14 protein-coding genes are annotated in these 17530 nt (G+C 34.1%); 5 read left to right on the top strand and 9 right to left on the bottom strand.

Annotated elements, in window-relative coordinates:
• Positions 1 to 23: 23 nt before the first annotated feature.
• Together rnpA and AC9UEH_RS01095 are read right to left on the bottom strand one after the other, a co-directional pair.
• The gene (rnpA, locus tag AC9UEH_RS01100; protein WP_509527845.1) at positions 24 to 407 is read right to left on the bottom strand and encodes a ribonuclease P protein component; all 384 of its coding nucleotides are present in this window, start codon (positions 405 to 407) and stop codon (positions 24 to 26) included.
• A gap of 95 nt (positions 408 to 502) precedes the next feature.
• Positions 503 to 2404 carry a S9 family peptidase gene (locus AC9UEH_RS01095; protein WP_509527628.1) on the bottom strand — a complete coding sequence of 634 codons (1902 nt, stop codon included), beginning with the start codon at positions 2402 to 2404 and terminating at the stop codon, positions 503 to 505.
• A 139-nt stretch (positions 2405 to 2543) separates the two neighbouring features.
• Here AC9UEH_RS01095 and AC9UEH_RS01090 point away from each other — a divergent pair, with 139 nt between their 5' ends.
• Together AC9UEH_RS01090 and mtgA are read left to right on the top strand one after the other, a co-directional pair.
• Positions 2544 to 3656, top strand: coding sequence for an NAD(P)/FAD-dependent oxidoreductase (locus tag AC9UEH_RS01090; RefSeq protein WP_509527843.1), 1113 nt, complete (start codon positions 2544 to 2546; stop codon positions 3654 to 3656).
• A 5-nt stretch (positions 3657 to 3661) separates the two neighbouring features.
• Complete coding sequence (gene mtgA / locus AC9UEH_RS01085) at positions 3662 to 4342, top strand: monofunctional biosynthetic peptidoglycan transglycosylase (RefSeq protein ID WP_509527626.1); 681 nt, start codon at positions 3662 to 3664, stop codon at positions 4340 to 4342.
• Positions 4343 to 4394: 52 nt separating this feature from the next.
• Here mtgA and AC9UEH_RS01080 read toward each other — a convergent pair whose 3' ends face one another.
• From AC9UEH_RS01080 to AC9UEH_RS01050, 7 genes are all read right to left on the bottom strand, one after another.
• Positions 4395 to 6512: a prolyl oligopeptidase family serine peptidase gene (locus AC9UEH_RS01080; RefSeq protein WP_509527624.1), complete on the bottom strand. Its 2118-nt coding sequence runs from the start codon at positions 6510 to 6512 to the stop codon at positions 4395 to 4397.
• A gap of 40 nt (positions 6513 to 6552) precedes the next feature.
• On the bottom strand, positions 6553 to 8760 hold the full coding sequence (locus AC9UEH_RS01075; protein WP_509527621.1) for a TonB-dependent receptor: 2208 nt from the start codon (positions 8758 to 8760) through the stop codon (positions 6553 to 6555).
• Between the two features lie 63 nt (positions 8761 to 8823).
• A complete protein-coding gene (locus AC9UEH_RS01070) occupies positions 8824 to 9171 on the bottom strand; it encodes a hypothetical protein (RefSeq protein ID WP_509527619.1) in 348 nt (115 codons plus the stop codon).
• Between the two features lie 92 nt (positions 9172 to 9263).
• The gene (locus AC9UEH_RS01065; protein WP_509527617.1) at positions 9264 to 10253 is read right to left on the bottom strand and encodes an aspartate-semialdehyde dehydrogenase; all 990 of its coding nucleotides are present in this window, start codon (positions 10251 to 10253) and stop codon (positions 9264 to 9266) included.
• 154 nt (positions 10254 to 10407) lie between these two features.
• The gene (gene mscL / locus AC9UEH_RS01060) at positions 10408 to 10788 is read right to left on the bottom strand and encodes a large conductance mechanosensitive channel protein MscL (RefSeq protein WP_509527615.1); all 381 of its coding nucleotides are present in this window, start codon (positions 10786 to 10788) and stop codon (positions 10408 to 10410) included.
• Between the two features lie 20 nt (positions 10789 to 10808).
• Positions 10809 to 13253: a bifunctional UDP-N-acetylmuramoyl-tripeptide:D-alanyl-D-alanine ligase/alanine racemase gene (locus tag AC9UEH_RS01055; RefSeq protein WP_509527612.1), complete on the bottom strand. Its 2445-nt coding sequence runs from the start codon at positions 13251 to 13253 to the stop codon at positions 10809 to 10811.
• On the bottom strand, positions 13254 to 13871 hold the full coding sequence (locus AC9UEH_RS01050; RefSeq protein WP_509527609.1) for a thymidine kinase: 618 nt from the start codon (positions 13869 to 13871) through the stop codon (positions 13254 to 13256).
• A gap of 201 nt (positions 13872 to 14072) precedes the next feature.
• Between AC9UEH_RS01050 and AC9UEH_RS01045 the strand changes: the two genes are divergently transcribed.
• The 3 genes from AC9UEH_RS01045 to recJ all read left to right on the top strand — a co-directional run bounded on the left by AC9UEH_RS01045 (position 14073) and on the right by recJ (position 17520).
• Positions 14073 to 15029 carry a DUF8457 domain-containing protein gene (locus tag AC9UEH_RS01045; RefSeq protein ID WP_509527607.1) on the top strand — a complete coding sequence of 319 codons (957 nt, stop codon included), beginning with the start codon at positions 14073 to 14075 and terminating at the stop codon, positions 15027 to 15029.
• Between the two features lie 77 nt (positions 15030 to 15106).
• Entirely contained in the window at positions 15107 to 15784 is a 678-nt protein-coding gene (gene rsmI, locus AC9UEH_RS01040) for a 16S rRNA (cytidine(1402)-2'-O)-methyltransferase (protein WP_509527605.1), read from the top strand.
• 47 nt (positions 15785 to 15831) lie between these two features.
• Entirely contained in the window at positions 15832 to 17520 is a 1689-nt protein-coding gene (recJ, locus tag AC9UEH_RS01035) for a single-stranded-DNA-specific exonuclease RecJ (RefSeq protein WP_509527602.1), read from the top strand.
• Positions 17521 to 17530 lie beyond the last annotated feature (10 nt).

Here is a 17530-nt window from a genome sequence, read left to right as displayed (position 1 = left end):
AATTATTTATAATTATAAACTTTCTATACTTCCTCGCTTTTTATTGCTGTCAAAAACTTCTCGAACAATTGAATCGTTTTTTTATTGATTTCTTCATAAGTCAAGCGGTCTTTTGTTTGGTATAAAAACATAAATGCATAAGGTTCGTCTAAATTATCCAACAACAAATGCTTGTTCAGCCGATAGGTTTCGCGGAGCACGCGTTTGAAATAATTTCTATCAACGGCATTTTTGAAATGTTTTTTAGAAACAGAAACACCTATTTTAATTGGTGTATTCTCCCCAAAATCCCCTGCAATATATACCAATCGCAACGGATATTTTGCTATTGATTTTCCTTTTGAAAAAAGTAAATCGATGGTGGTTTTGCTTTTTAGCTTTTCTGCTTTTGGATAGGTAAATTTCATTTTCATTTTCAAATTCTAAAATGCAAAGGTACGAAGGATGACGTAATAAAAAACCACGGAACGAATCCGTGGTTTTGCATTTTAATCTTATTTTTTTATAATGTTTCTTTCAACCATTTGTAAAATTCTTTTTGCCAAACCTGTGCGTTTTGTGGTTTCAAAACCCAATGGTTTTCTTCTGGGAAGTATAGAAATCTACTTTTAATCCCTCGCAATTGCGCAGCTTGAAATGCCTCCTGCGATTGACCAATTGGCACTCTAAAATCAATTCCACCTTGGATAATTAATATTGGGGTATTCCATTTATCCACATGGCTTGCGGGATTGAAATCAGTATAGGTTTTTTGCGCTACTTTGTTGTCTTTTTCCCAGTAAGCACCACCAAAATCCCAATTGTTAAAGAATACTTCTTCGGTAGTTCCAAACATACTTTGAGTGTTAAAAACGCCATCGTGAGCGATAAAAGTCTTGAATCTGTTGTTGTGAATTCCTGCCAAATAAAATGCGGAATAACCTCCGTAACTCGCTCCAACACAACCCAATCTTGCTTTGTCAACATAACTTTCTTTGGCCACATCATCAATCGCCGAAAGGTAATCGTTCATAACTTGCCCGCCCCAATCTTTACTAATTTGCTCATTCCATTCTACCCCGTGACCTTGCATTCCTCTTCGGTTTGGCGCTACAACGATGTACCCATTAGCAGCCATTAATTGAAAATTCCATCGGAAAGAGTAAAATTGTGTCAATGGCGATTGTGGTCCGCCTTGGCAATATAAAAGCGTTGGGTATTTTTTTGACGCATCAAAATTAGGAGGTAAAATTACCCAAACCAGCATTTTTTTACCGTCGGTTGTGGTTACATAGCGTCGTTCTGTTTTGCTTAACGCCAATGATGAGTAGGTTGCTGTATTCACATTTGACAATTGATTCCATACTTTTTTCTTCAAATCATACGAATACAATTCTGCTGCGTGGTTCATGTCTGAACGCGTTAAAATGATTTTATCGCCTACAATTCCAACCAATCCTGACACATCAAAATCACCATTGGTAACTTGAACGACTTGCGGTAATTTTTTGGTTAAACCTGGAAAATCAACTACAAATAATTGAAGTGTTCCATCAATTGGCGCTTGAAAATAGACATTTTTACCGTCTTTACTCCAAATAAAACTTTCTACACTTCCGTCCCAATTTGCCGTAAGGTTTACATTTGTCCCTTTAAAATTGACAATAATATCGTTTTTATCGGCTTCGTAACCGTCGCGTTTCATTTGCAACCACGTCAAATTTCCTTTAGGAGAAAATGTTGGATTGGTGTCATATCCCAAATTGCTTTCCGTTCTATTTTCTGTTTTTCCTGTTTCAAGGTTGTACTCGTAGATGTTCGTATTGGTAGAAATTGCATAAGCCGTTCCCGATTTTTTCTTGGAAACATACAAAATACTTTTGCTGTCTGTAGACCAAATATAATCTTCATCGCCACCAAATGGTTTTTGAGGAGCATCGAAATTTTCGTCTTTCATAATGTCAATTCCAACAGAATTTTCAGTGTTTGCTTTATAAAAAACGTGATTGAATTTTCCTTCGTTCCAAGTGTCCCAATGGCGATAATCCAATCCGTTATAGATTTGAACATTGGATTTATCCAAATTAGGATAGAAATCTTTTCCGTGAACTTTATCGATTTTTACTTCTTCATTATAAACCGTAAATTTTCCATCAGGAGAACTATTTTTATCCAATAAACGCGATTTATAATCCGTTATTTCTGTTGCATTTCCGCCATTTACAGGAATGGAATAATATTTTGAACTCGATTTATTTTCTTCAACAGAAGGCGTTGAAACTTTATAAATAATATTTTTATCGTCCTTCGAAATCCCTAATGAAGACAGTCTTCCTAATTTCCAAAGCAATTCTGGCGACATGACATTTTGAGCAACAGCATTTATACTCATTGTGATTAAAGTTAAAATCAGTAATTTTTTCATAGTTAAAAAAGTTTTATTCAAGGTTTAAAAGTACAGTTTTTTATTATAATAAAGACTATCAAATTGAATTGTTGAATCTAGAATCAATAGTATTTATATTTTTCATAACGTATATTTAATTACATTTGAAATAAAAATGATGCAACTCAGTTATTGGGAAATAAAAAATTGGTTTACCAATGTAGATTACACAGTTGTTGGCAGTGGAATTGTTGGTTTGCATGCCGCATTGAGATTGCGCGAACGCTTTCCAGAAAGTAAAATATTAGTGCTTGAAAAAGGAATATTACCGCAAGGAGCTAGTACTAAAAATGCAGGTTTTGCCTGTTTTGGAAGTCTTTCCGAAATCATTGATGATTTAAAATCACATTCTGAAGAAGAAGTGATCCAATTGATTCAAAAAAGACAAATTGGGTTGCAATTATTAAGAAAAAGAGTTGGTGATAAAAAATTAGATTACAAACCATTTGGCGGTTACGAAATGTTTTTAAAGGAACACGAAGCAACTTATATCGAATGTTTGAACAAGCTTTCCTTCATCAATGAAATATTGAATCCGCTATTTAAATCCGATGTTTTCGCCAAAGAAATAAATCGTTTCGGATTTAATGGCATTCATGAAAGTGTGATTTTCAATCCTTTTGAAGGTCAGATTGACACTGGAAATATGATGCAGGAATTGGTAAAACAAGCCATTTCAAATGATATTTTGATTTTGAATCAACAAACAGTAACTTCATTTTATGACAATGGAACTACTGTGGAAGTGGCGCTTGGAGATTTTAATTTCAAGACTAAAAAAATACTTTTTGCAACCAATGGTTTCGCTGCTGAAATTACAAAAGGGCAAGTAAAACCAGCTCGTGCACAAGTTTTAATTACAGAACCTATTCCAAATTTGAATATAAAAGGCACTTTCCATTTAGACAAAGGCTATTATTATTTTAGAAATATTGGCGATAGAATATTGATTGGCGGTGGTAGAAATTTGGATTTTGAAGGAGAAACCACTTCTGAATTTGGTGAAACAGAATTAATCCAAAACCGATTGGAAAAATTATTAAAAGAAGTAATTTTACCCCATCAAGAATTCAAAATAGAACACCGTTGGAGCGGAATTATGGGTTTGGGAACAACCAAAAATCCAATAGTTGAAGCACTTTCCGAAAATGTTTATTGCGGTGTTCGATTGGGCGGAATGGGAGTTGCAATTGGCAGTTTAATTGGTACAGAATTGGCCGATTTAATATAATTTATATGTGGAAAAAATTTACCCGAATAGTTTTTAGAATTTTTCTTTGGTTTTTAGGAATCTCAATAGGAATTGTTGTTGTATTCAAGTTTGTACCAGTACCTTTTACGCCTTTAATGGTTTCAAGAGCGGTTGAAAATAAATTGGCGGGAAAAGAAATGTTTTGCAATCACAATTGGATTCCAATAGAAAACATATCAAAAAATTTACAAAAAGCAGTAATTGCTAGTGAAGACGGAACCTTTTTAATCCACTACGGATTTGATTTTACGGCGATGCAAAAAGCTTTAAAAAACAACCAGAAAGGGAGAAAAATTAAAGGAGGAAGTACCATTTCACAACAAACGGCTAAAAATGTTTTCCTTTGGCAAGGGCGAAGTTATATCCGTAAAGGATTTGAAGCCTATTTTACAGTTTTAATTGAATTGATTTGGGGCAAGGAAAGAATTATGGAAGTTTATTTAAATTCCATTGAAATGGGCAACGGAATTTATGGAGCACAAGCAGCAGCTGAATATTGGTATCGAAAGGATGCTTCCAATCTTACTGCTAAAGAAGCCGCTGGAATTGCTGCAATATTACCCAATCCAAGAAAATATAAAGCTTCAAACTCTACGGTTTATATTAATAACCGAAAAGATAAAATAGTTCGAGTAATGCGATATATTGGGAAACTGGATTATTAAAAAAGCAGACTAATAGAGATTAGTCTGCTTTTTTTATGTACAAAAGAATTTTTTATTTAGGCAATTCCTTGAATCCCATATTATACAGCGTAAAGGCTTGCACATCTGAAGCTTCCTCTATCGTTTTCGAAACAGGTTTTCCAGCGCCATGGCCCGCATTGGTTTCTATCCGAATTAAAACCGGATTTGTTCCCGCTTGTTTTGCTTGTAATTCTGCGGCAAATTTGAAACTATGTGCAGGTACAACTCGATCATCATGATCTCCCGTAGTTATTAATGTCGCGGGATAATTGGTGCCTAGTTTTACATTTTGAACTGGAGAATAACCATAGATATAGTCAAACATTTCTTTTGAATCTTCTGAAGTTCCATAATCATATGCCCATCCGGCTCCAGCTGTAAAGGTGTGATACCGCAGCATGTCCATAACTCCAACAGCAGGAAGTGCAACTTTCATCAATTTTGGTCTTTGTGTCATGACTGCTCCAACTAATAGTCCACCGTTTGAACCGCCTTTGATAGCTAAGAAATCGGAGGAAGTGTATTTTTCATTAATTAAATATTCTGCAGCAGCGATAAAATCATCAAATACATTTTGCTTTTGGAATTTCGTTCCCGCATCATGCCATTTTTTACCATATTCACCACCACCACGCATATTGGCAACAGCATAAATCCCACCCATTTCAAGCCAAACGGCATTGGCAATACTAAAACTTGGGGTTAAGCTAATATTGAAACCGCCATAACCATATAGAATAGTAGGGTTTTTCCCATCTAATTTTAATCCCTTTTTGCAGGTAATAATCATAGGGATTTTCGTTCCGTCTTTGGAAGCATAGAATACTTGGGTAGAAATATAGTTTTCACTTTTGAAATCTACAACTGGTTTTTTGTAAACAGAAAATCTGCCTTCTTTAGGGTCAAAACTATAAATAGTGGCTGGCGTGGTATAATTGGTAAACGAGAAATACAATTCGGCATCTTTGATTTTTCCGTTAAAACCAGAAGCAGTTCCTATTCCCGGCAAAGCAACTTCGCGAATTAAAGCCCCTTTGTAATCGTATTGTTTCACTACTGAAATAGCGTCTTTCATGTAAGTTGCAAAAATAAATCCCGCACCGGTACTTGGAGACAATACGTTTTCGGTTTCTGGAATAAAATCAACCCAATTTTCTTGACTTGGATTACTTGCGTCTACACAAACAATTCTTTTGTTGGGCGCATTTATATTGGTTAGAATATATAATTTCGACCCTAAATTATCAATAACATCCACATCAAAATCAAATGTGGTTACAATTGGGATAATTTCAGAATTTGGCTTACTTAAATCTTTAAGATAAAGTTCGTTTCCAGAGGTAGAATTTGCCGCAGAAATGAACAAATAACGGTTGTCATCAGAAACACTTCCGCCAACATAGCGTCGTTTTTCTTTGTCTCCAAAAACAATTGCATCTGTTTTTTGAGCGGTTCCTAATTTGTGGAAGTACAATTTGTGTTCATCAGTTTTAGCGGAAAGTTCACTTCCTTTCGGTTTTTCATAGCTAGAATAGAAAATTCCTTCGTTTCCTTTCCATGAGAGTCCGCTAAATTTCACGTCAATTAATGCTGTATCTACTTCTTTTTTTGTTTTAGCATTTATTAAAATTACCGTTCTCCAATCGCTCCCAGCTTTAGAAACTGAATAAGCAAGTAACGATCCGTCCTTAGAAAAACTGACAGCATCAAGTGAAGTTGTAGCATCGGAGGAAAAGGTATTGGGGTCCAAAAAGAGTTCTTCTTTTCCGGATTTATTAGTTCTGTATAAGATTGATTGGTTTTGCAACCCATTATTTTTATAAAAATAAGTGTAGTCGCCTTCTTTGAATGGTGCGGAAATTTTTTCGTAGTTCCATAATTTTTCCATTCGTTCTTTGATTTTAATTCTAAATGGAATTTTAGACAAATAATCAAAAGTTAATTTGTTTTCTTCTTTGACCCAAGAGCCTGTTTCGTTGGATTTATCGTCTTCCAGCCAACGATACGGGTCATTGACTACAGTGCCGAAATACGTATCGGTGGTTTCTGTTTTCTTGGTTTCTGGATAGGTAAGTAAATCCAACTTTTGATTTTGACAAAATGAGGCTACGGAAGCAGATATTGCCATTAGTGAAATTATTGTTTTCATTAGAGATTAGTTTTATACTACAAAAATAGGTTGTTATTTTCTAAATATTGAAATTTATTCCCAAAACTATATTTCTTCCAATGTTTGGAATTCCATCAGTTTTCAATCTTGATAAATGGGCTATATAACTTTTATTTAAAAGATTATTTCCGTTTAAATGGATATTAAAAGCCGTTTTTCCAAATTTTAAATCGCCACCAATTCCAAAATTTACTAAAGTATAACCATTCGATTTTGTTTCAAAGCCACTTACATTATTTTGGTTAAAAGTATCAGAAACATTAAGTGTGGCAAAACCATCTTTCAACCAATTTTTAATATTAAATTCTGCACGAAGTGTGTTATTCCAATTATTTGCTGGGATTAATGGCAAGTAATCTCCATTTTCTTTTTTACCCGTGACGCTTTCAAAACTACTTTCAAAATGCAACCAATCCAAAGGATGTGGGTGTAAATGAATTCCCATCTCCCCACCATAAAGGATTGCGTTGTTTTGAATATAATTAAAAACATCATTTCCTGCAATAATTAACCCCGAAGGATTTGTATAAATATAGTTGTTGATGTGATTGTAAAAACCATTTGCAAAAAACTCAAAATGGCTGTTTTTATATTCCAAGTTCAAATCTGTTTGAACATTTTGCTCTGTTTTTAAAGCACTATTCCCAATTTCGTAGCGGTTTGTTCCGTCATGAACACCATTTGAAGTTAGTTCTGCTAAATTTGGGGCTCGGAATCCAGACGCTAAATTGAGACGCAAAGTTAAATTTTCTTTTAAATTGGTTTTGTAACCCAACGATCCATTTATACTATTAAATGTTTTATTAATTCCTTCAAACGAACTTTCATTGCCAGAAATACCGTGACTTTCGCTAGAAATATTCCGATTGTCGAATCGAATTCCCGCTTGAAAAACATTCGATTTCCATTCGTAATTTGAAGTTCCAAAAACCCCAAAATCATTTGTTGTTGCATCAGGAATTAAGAATTCAATGCCTGAATTTAAATTGGTTTGACGCATTCCCTGAATTCCGAAAATAAATTCTACGTTGCTGATTTTTGGCAAATGGTATTTCAAATCATAATTCATCGTTTTCAACTTCATGTGCAAATTTGCAGTAGCACTTTCAATAAATTCACTTCTATCATTTGAAATGAATCCCAAGTCAATATCTATTTTAGAGTTTTTAAAAAAAACAGTAGAATTTAAGCTCAACAAATGGTTAAAAACGCCTTGCTTTGGATAATTGGTGTTGATATTTGTTGTTTGTTCTGCTATGTTATTTCCAGTAATTCCTAAATCCAATTTATTAAAATTATACCTTAAAACACTTGAAAAATTGGAGTTGCTATAACCAATTCCAGTCTTGAAATCTTGCTCATTGTATCTGGTATTTGTTACTCGATTTCCATCTGAAATTTTATAATCAGAATGTAAATTATAACTTCCACGAACTATGTATTTCCAATTTTCTGTTGAGGTTTTTAATCCCAAAGAAGTATTGCTTCCTAAGGTATTTGAAAATAATTTTTGACTAAAATCGCCTTGAAAAGTATTGGTTTTTGCGAATTTTTCAGGGTTAAAATACAGAACACCCCCCAATGCATCAGAACCATATAACAAAGAAGCTGGCCCTTTGATAACTTCAACACTTTCAACGCCAGCATCATTTAATCCCAATCCGTGCTCGTCGCCGAATTGTTGGTTTTCCATCCGAATGCCCTGCGAATACACCAAAACCCGATTCCCGCTTAACCCACGAATTACAGGTTTTCCAATGGAAGTTCCTGTTGAAACTTGTGAAACACCTGGAATTGTTGCCAGTCCTTCAATTAAAGTTGAAGTTCCTTTTTGTTGTAATGATTTCATACTTTCGTGCTCCACTTTCATTACATTTTGTGATTGTAATTTATTAAATGCAGTTGCAACTATCACTTCGTCCATTTGAAAAATAGTAGGTTCTAAAATTAAATTCAAACTATTTTCACCACTTTGGATAGTGACCGTTTTATTTTGAGTTATAAAACCAAGGGCTGAAATTGCAATTTTGATGTTTCCCAATGGAAGATTCGTAACGCTGTATTTTCCATTTTCATCCGTGGAGGAACTTTTATGCAAATCAGAAACAAACACCGAAACTCCTTTAATGGGTTGGTTTTCTTTGTCTGTTATGGTTCCTGATATTTTATTTTGCGCATTTAGCAATGCTGAAAACCCTACGAAAAGGGTTATTAATATTTTTTTCATTTGAAAGATTTAATGTTATTAAAGTTTAACAATAAGCATGTTAAACAACTGATTCAATTCAGATTAAACATTAAAAACGGGTGGGCCACGAAGCGGGTTTGAATTTTCTGTAAAAGATAAATAAACTTCAGAAAAGAAGAAACTATTAGGAATTGCAATTAGTTTGCTTTGAGTTTTAAAAATAAAAAAATCAGAAGTTACAGCTGCACTAAAAGAAAATTTACAGATGAAACAATGTTCCGTCGAATGATGTTGGTGCGTAATTTGTTGCTTTGAGTCACTTTCATGCACACATTTTGGTTCGGAGAGTTCTTTTTTAAAGTGAGAATAGGAATCAAATGATTGGAACATTATTGAAAATAATATTGCAATCACTAAAGAAAAATGGATATGTATTATTTTCTTTTTCATCGTAGGCTAAATTAAAAAAGGAAATTAGAAAACCGTTGATTTTAACAAAGTTTGTGATTTGTAAAATAAACGGTTAATCAGCAAAAGTGGGATTATACCAATTGGTTTGCCACTAAATATTCTGCAATTTGAACCGTATTTGTTGCAGCACCTTTTCTTAAATTATCGGCAACAATCCACATGTTTAGGGTGTTTTCTTGACTTTCATCCCGACGAATTCTACCTACAAATACTTCGTCTTTTCCTTGCGCATAAATCGGCATCGGATAGGTATAAGTATCATTATTATCCTGAACTACAACTCCAGAGGTGTGGTGCAAAATAGAACGCACTTCATTTACATCAAAATCAGAAGTAAATTCTACGTTTACGGCCTCGCTATGACCGCCTACAATTGGCACACGAACCGCCGTTGCAGTCACTTTTATGGAATTATCACTTAATATTTTTTTGGTTTCACGAACCAATTTCATTTCTTCTTTCGTGTAGCCGTTGTCTTCAAAACTATCACATTGTGGAATTGCATTTCTGTGAATAGGGTATTTATATGCCATTTCGCCTTGAATTCCTGCATATTCATTTTCCAATTGTTGAACCGCCTTTACTCCAGTTCCCGTTATGGATTGATAGGTTGAAACAATAACCCGTTTGATATTGTATTTTTTATGCAATGGTGCCAAAACCAAAACCATTTGAATGGTAGAACAATTTGGATTTGCAATAATTTTATCTTCCTTTGTCAATTCTGAAGCATTGATTTCAGGGACAATTAATTTTTTTGTAGCGTCCATTCTCCATGCTGAAGAATTGTCAATTACGGTTGTTCCTGCTGCTGCAAATTTTGAAGCCCATTCTAAAGAAGTTTCTCCGCCCGCAGAAAATAAAGCAATATCGGCTTTCATGTCAACTGCCGTTTGCATTCCTACAACTTTATATTTTTTCCCTTTGAATTCAATTTCTTTACCAACCGATTTTTCCGAAGCCACGAGTATTAATTCTGCTATCGGAAAATTTCTTTCTGCTAAAACTTGAAGCATTATTTCTCCAACCATTCCTGTCGCACCAACAACTGCAATTTTCATACGATTCTAATTTTAAATTTATTTGCATTGCAAAAGTACTTAATATTAAATGCAAAACAACGCTCTTAACAAAATATCACAAATTGTTATATTTACAACAAAAAAGAACCACGCTATTGACGTGGTTTAAGTTAGAACATATAATGCAGCGGTATTATTTTTTTAATAAATCTCTGATTTCAGTCAATAATTCTTCTTGAGTTGGTCCTTTTGGAACTGGAATTTCTTCAGGTTCGTGCTTCTTTTTATAAGTATTTATTCCTTTTATAATCAAAAATAACACAAAGGCAATAATAACAAAATTGATTAATGAAGACAAAAATATTCCATATTTCACACCCCCAAAAGCCACTAATTGTTCAATTTCTGATAGTTTTGCTGTTTCTAATGCCGGTTTCAAAATAAGAGGCGTAATTACATCTTCAATCAATGAGCTAACAATTTTTCCGAATGCAGCACCAATAACTACCCCGATCGCCAAATCGATGACATTGCCCTTCATCGCAAAGGCTTTAAATTCTTTAAGCATTCCCATATTTATGTATTTTTAAATGATTATTCCCGATAAAAAACCCGTTTCACCCTTTGAGAAATGCTCGTAAGAATTTCATAAGGAATTGTTTCCAATTTTTCAGCGATGAAACTAACCGTTAGATTTGCTCCAAATAAAACCACTTCATCGCCTTCCTGACACTTTAATTCTGTGATGTCAACCATCAACATATCCATACAAATGCTACCAATAATGGTTGCTTTTTGATTGTTAATCATTACAAATCCCAAACTATTTCCCCAATTTCTTGAAATTCCGTCGGCATATCCAATAGGAATTGTGGCAATTTTTGAAGTTTTTTGTGCTACAAATCGCCTACCATAACCCACGCTTTCGCCTTTTTCGATGGTTCTGATTTGTGAAATTATAGATTTCAAAGTTCCTACATTTTCTAAAAAACGCTGCTCATTTGCATCATTTGAAACGCCATACAAACCAATTCCAAGTCGAACCATATCATATTGCGCTTGAGGAAAATTACTAATTCCAGAAGTATTCAGAATATGACGAATAGGGTTTATTTGTAATTCAGATATTATTTTTGAAGATAATTTTTCAAATAAATCAATTTGCGAAAGTGCAAAATCTCGGTGTTCCAATGCGTCGCTTGTTGCCATATGGGACAAAATACTTTTCACTTTCACATATTTATTGTCTTTCAAAACCGAAATCAAATCAGCCATATTTTCTTCTTCAAAACCCAAACGATGCATTCCAGTATCCAATTTTATATGAATTGGATATTCGTTTATTTCTTTCTGTTTTCCCAATTGCAAAAACGAATTCAATCCTTTCAAACTATAAATTTCGGGCTCCAATTGATGCTGGATAATTGCAGAAAAACTAGTGGTTTCAGGATTTAAGACCATAATTGGCATCTTAATTCCCGAATTTTTCAACGCAATTCCTTCATCGGCGAAAGCCACTCCCAAATAATCTACGTTGTGATGTTCTAACAATTTGGCGATTTCAAATCCGCCATTTCCATAGCCAAAAGCTTTCACCATAACCATCATTTTTGTGGTTGGTTTCAACTTAGATTTATAAAAATTCAAGTTGTGACTGATAGCATTTAGGTTTATTTCAAGAACGGTTTCGTGTGTTTTTTCTTCAAGTAACGTCACAATTTTTTCAAATTCAAAAACCCGTGCGCCCTTTATTAATATGGTTTCATTGCCAAAATTTAGGCTGTCAAATTCAGAAATAAATGCCTCCGTATTTTTGAAAGCGGTTGAGTTTATAAATTTGTTTTTATATTCTGAAATCGTTTCACCAATGCAAATTACTTTGTTGATTTTATTGGAAAGTATCAACTGTGAAACTTTGGAATACAGCTCTTCATTGGTTAAACCACTTTGAAAAATATCCGAAAGAATTACGGTTTTTTTCTTGTATTGCTTTTGACTTTCAAGGAAATCCAACGCGATTTTCAAAGATTGAAAATCGGAACTATAACTGTCGTCAATTAGCGTTGAATTATGAATTCCATTTTTTACTTTCAAGCGCATTTCAACAGGAAAAAGCAATTCCATTCGGTGTTCAATTGTCTCAAAATCATACTTTAAATAAAGTAAAACCATCAAACAATGTATCGCATTTTCTATAGAAGCATCATCTTGAAAAGGTATTTTTATGTCAAATTTAGAACCTAAATAGTGTATTTGTAATACAGTTTTGTCTAAAATTGGTTTGATTTTTATGAAAACATCGGCAGTTTCTTCTTTGCAACTCCATGAAAAAGTTTTTATTTTTGAATTTACAAACGCTTCAACAGTTTTGTTTTTATTGTAAATTAGAATTTCAGAATGAACGAAAAGCTTTAATTTTTCTTTAATTTTTTCACCTAAATTATCAAATCCTTCATCGTGAGCCGTTCCAATATTTGTTAAAATCCCAATGGTTGGGCGAATGATTTTCTCCAACTTTTCCATTTCGTTTCTCGTGGAAATTCCCGCTTCAAAAATCCCTAAATTGTGTTTTTCATTGATAGAAATCACAGATAATGGAACGCCAACTTGTGAATTATAACTTTTTGGGCTTCTAATTATCGTATAATCTGGATTTAAAAGAAAGTTCAGCCATTCTTTGACAATTGTTTTTCCGTTGCTTCCGGTAACTCCAATAATTGGAAAATGGTATAAATTGCGATAATAGGCAGCAAATTCTTGTAAGGCTACAATTGAATTTTCAACCAAAAGAAAATTGGCTTTGTCTTTTAAATTTTCAGGAATTGAAGTAACTACAAAATTCTGAACGCCTTTTTGAATTAATTCTTCAATGTATATATGTCCGTTATTATTAGGTCCAACTAAGGCAAAAAACAAGGTATTTACACCATTTTGCAAGGAGCGACTGTCAATAGATATGTGGTCAATTTCAAAAGAATTTGAATTTTCAAACCATTTGGCATTGATAATTGGGGCTATATTTTGTGTGCTTAAACTCAATTAAGGCAATTTGTTTTTGACAACTTCTTCTTTCTCCTGATTTTTTTTCATCGCATAAAAATACGCTGCACGACTCAAAGGTTCGTATTCTTCGGTTTCACCAAGCATCACGAGTTTATCTCCTTCGGCTTTTCTAAAACTATAATTGGCTAAATTTCCTGTTCGTGTGCAAACGGCGTGCACTTTCGTAACATATTCAGCTGTTGCCATCAAAGCGGGCATTGGTCCAAAAGGATTTCCTTTAAAATCCATATCCAATCCAGCAACAATTACGCGAATCCCTTGATTAGCCAAATCATTACAAATTTTTACGATTTCATCATCAAAAAATTGTGCTTCGTCAATGCCAACCACATCACATCCTTGCGCCAATATCGCAATATTTGCGGCAGCGGGAACAGGTGTAGAGCGAATTTCATTGGAATCGTGTGAAACCACCATTTCATCGTTATAGCGTGTATCTATGGTAGGTTTGAAAATTTCCACTTTTTGCTTTGCAAATTGTGCTCTTTTCAATCTTCGGATAAGTTCCTCGGTTTTGCCCGAAAACATTGACCCGCAGATTACTTCAATCCATCCAAATTGTTCTTTATGATTTACTGTATTTTCGAGAAACATTTTTTTACTTTTCTTGCTCTTAAAATGAATAGTTTTTATTACTTTGTAACGCTAACAAACCGACATGAATTTTTTATACTTTTACGTCGTTTCAAATGTAGAAAATTTTTATCAAAGGTCGCTTCTTCCTTTGCCTAAATAAAAGATAAAAGAAGACATTTTTTTAACACGAACACTCTTACGAACAATAATTTTAAAGTCATGAAAAAAAAGTTGGAAGCTGATTTAATCAGTATCGCACACCGAATTTTAAAGCTAAAAAACAAATCAGAACTCGCTCAATTGCATTTAGAAACGCAAAAATTGTATGAGAAATTGTCTGTTTTGAAATTTGTTGAAGATAATTTTTCGGATGTCAAGCCAACAATTGGTCTTTCAAAAATGGAAGAATTAGTAGCGGCGGCATTTGATAATGAACAAATTATTGCTGAAGAAGTAGTTTTATTGGCATCAGCCGAATTAGAAATTGAAGTTGTCTCTGAAGAAATTGAGGAAGACCTGAATCTAATTTTAGAGGAAGAAGTTGCTCAAAGCGAAGAAATTATAGCGGAAGAAGTCGAAAAACCCATCGCTGCGTTTGAAGATAAAACAGATTTTGAACCTCATTTTGAATTATTCAAAGAAAAGGAAGTTAAATTTGAAACGAAAAAATCCAAAAAAGAAGTCAAACAAATCTCTTTTGAAGATATGTTAGGTTCCAATTCGGATCCAATTTTTGAGCGAGTACAAAGCACAAAAGTTTCAGAAGAAGCAGTAAATGAACCAATTACAGAAACGGAAGTTGAAACAGAAGAAATTCCTGAAATTGAAGAAGAAGAAGTTTTTTCACCTGCTTTTGAAATGTCAGCACCTGAAGAAGTAGAAGAAATTGAAGATGTTGTCGAAGAATTTGAAGTAAAGAAATCGAACCTAATCAATGATAGTTTTGCCAAAACAATTTCATTTGGACTGAACGATAAAATTGCTTTCGAAAAACAATTATTTGGCGGAAGCAGCGAAGATTTAAACCGTGTAATTTCTCAATTAAGTACGTTTGATACTTTTGATGAAGCAGAAAATTTCATTGAAGACATGGTAAAACCAGATTATAATAATTGGGAAGGGAAAGACGATTATGTTGCCCGTTTTATGGAAATTGTAGAGAAGAAATTCGCCTAAATTTTCATTTTCATTTCAAATTAAGTTGTCGGTAATTCTTTAAATCACATCTGGTTTGCATTAAATTTATTTTAAATATGTCAAAATTATATATCGTTCCCACGCCCATTGGAAATCTCGAAGACATGACCCTTCGTGCGATTCGAATTCTCAAAGAAGTCGATTTGATTTTGGCAGAAGACACCAGAACGAGTGGAAAATTACTGAAACATTTTGAAATTGGCACGCACATGCACAGCCATCACATGCACAACGAGCACAAAACAATTGAGAATTTAATATCAAGATTGAAAGCCGGCGAAACCATTGCATTGATTTCCGATGCAGGAACACCAGCGATTTCAGACCCAGGATTTCTATTGACTCGCGCTTGCGTTGAACACGGAATTACGGTTGAATGTTTGCCCGGCGCAACAGCATTTGTTCCTGCATTAGTAAATAGCGGATTGCCAAATGACAAATTTGTATTTGAAGGATTTTTGCCTGACAAGAAAGGAAAACAAACCCGATATTTAGCGTTAGCCGAAGAAACAAGAACGATGATTTTATATGTTTCGCCACATAAATTAGTAAAAACCTTAACGGAATTTATCACTTATTTTGGTGAAGACCGACCAATTTGCGTTTCCCGAGAATTGTCAAAATTACACGAGGAAAACATTCGTGGAACCGTTCGAGAAGTGCTAACTCATTTCGAAAACAAACCACCAAAAGGGGAAATTGTGGTCATTTTGGGAGGGAAACCTTCTAAATAATTACGGGTAAAGTTCAATAAATTAGTAACCATTCAAAATCAAATTATATGCGTTGGACTTTAAAACCACAACCCGATTCTCAAAAAGTTACCCAATTGGCGCAAGCCTTAAATGTTGAAGAATTTGTTGCCACACTTTTGGTGCAACGCGGCATTGACACGTTCGAAGAAGCCAGAGATTTTTTCCGACCAAAATTAGAACATTTGCACAGTCCATTTCTGATGAAAGATATGGATAAAGCCGTTGCAAGAATTGAATTGGCGATTGCAAATCAAGAAAAAATTCTTGTGTTTGGCGATTATGATGTCGATGGAACAACTGCAGTTTCATTGGTTTCATCCTATTTAAAAACCTATTATTCAGATGTTGCCACATACATTCCAGATCGTTATGATGAGGGTTACGGAATTTCTTTCAAGGGAATTGACTTTGCCGATGACAATGAATTTTCATTAATTATTGCTTTAGATTGTGGTATAAAATCTATTGATCACGTGGCTTATGCCAAAGAGCGAAACATCGATTTTATCATTTGCGATCACCACCGACCAGGAGAATTTTTGCCAGATGCTGTAGCGGTTTTAGACCCAAAAAGAGACGATTGTTCCTATCCGTATGACGAATTATGTGGTTGCGGAATTGGCTTCAAATTGATTCAAGCATTGGGCGAAAACAGAAATCAAACCATTGAAGATTTAACGCCCTATCTCGATTTGGTGGCGACTGCAATTGCTGCTGATATTGTTCCAATGACGGGTGAAAATAGGGTTTTAGCACATTTTGGATTGCAAGTTATCAACTCAGATCCGCGACCCGGAATTAAGGCTTTGATTCATCAAATAAAAAAGCAAACGCTTGATATTACCGATGTTGTATTTATAATTGCACCAAGAATTAATGCTGCAGGAAGAATAAAACACGGCAATCACGCAGTTGAATTATTATCGGAATTTGATTTTGAGCAAGCACAACAATTTGCTTCAGAAATTGAAAAATACAATTCCGACCGAAAAGAATTAGACAAACAAATCACCATTGAAGCGCTTTCACAAATAGTCGAAAATGACGAAGTTGTTGGATTTACAACGGTTGTTTACCAAGAAGATTGGCATAAAGGTGTGATTGGAATTGTAGCATCCAGATTGATAGAAACATATTATCGTCCAACGTTGGTTTTTACAAAAAGTGGTAATAAATTAGCAGCTTCGGCACGATCTGTAAAAGGATTTGATGTCTATAATGCCTTGGAAGCGTGTTCGGAACATTTGGAACAATTTGGCGGTCACATGTATGCTGCTGGAATGACATTAAAGGAAGAAAACTATGCCGATTTCAAAAAAGCATTTGAAAAAGTGGTGTCAGAAACCATTCATCCTGATATGTTATTGCCAGAAATATCCATTGATGCAGAACTTGATTTTACAGAAATTACTCCCAAATTAATTCGGATTTTGAAACAATTTGAACCTTTTGGACCTTTAAATATGACGCCAATTTTCATTTCAAAAAACATAAATGATACGGGTTATCCAAAAAATATGGGTTCGGAAGAAGCACATTTAAAACTATTTGTAAAGCAAAATAATTCAGAAGGAATTGAGGCAATTGGTTTTGGTTTGGGAAATAAAATCAATTTGGTTACCGATAAAAAACCCTTTGATGCCGTGTATTGTTTAGATGAAAATGAGTGGAATGGAAAAGTCACTATTCAATTAAGATTAAGAGATATTAAATAATCGTTTATAA

Origin of the sequence: Flavobacterium sp., assembly GCF_040402835.1 — a bacterium.
Lineage (GTDB): Bacteria > Bacteroidota > Bacteroidia > Flavobacteriales > Flavobacteriaceae > Flavobacterium.
The sequence above is the reverse complement of the archived record's forward strand: the minus strand, read 5'-3'. Positions and strand labels throughout refer to the sequence as shown.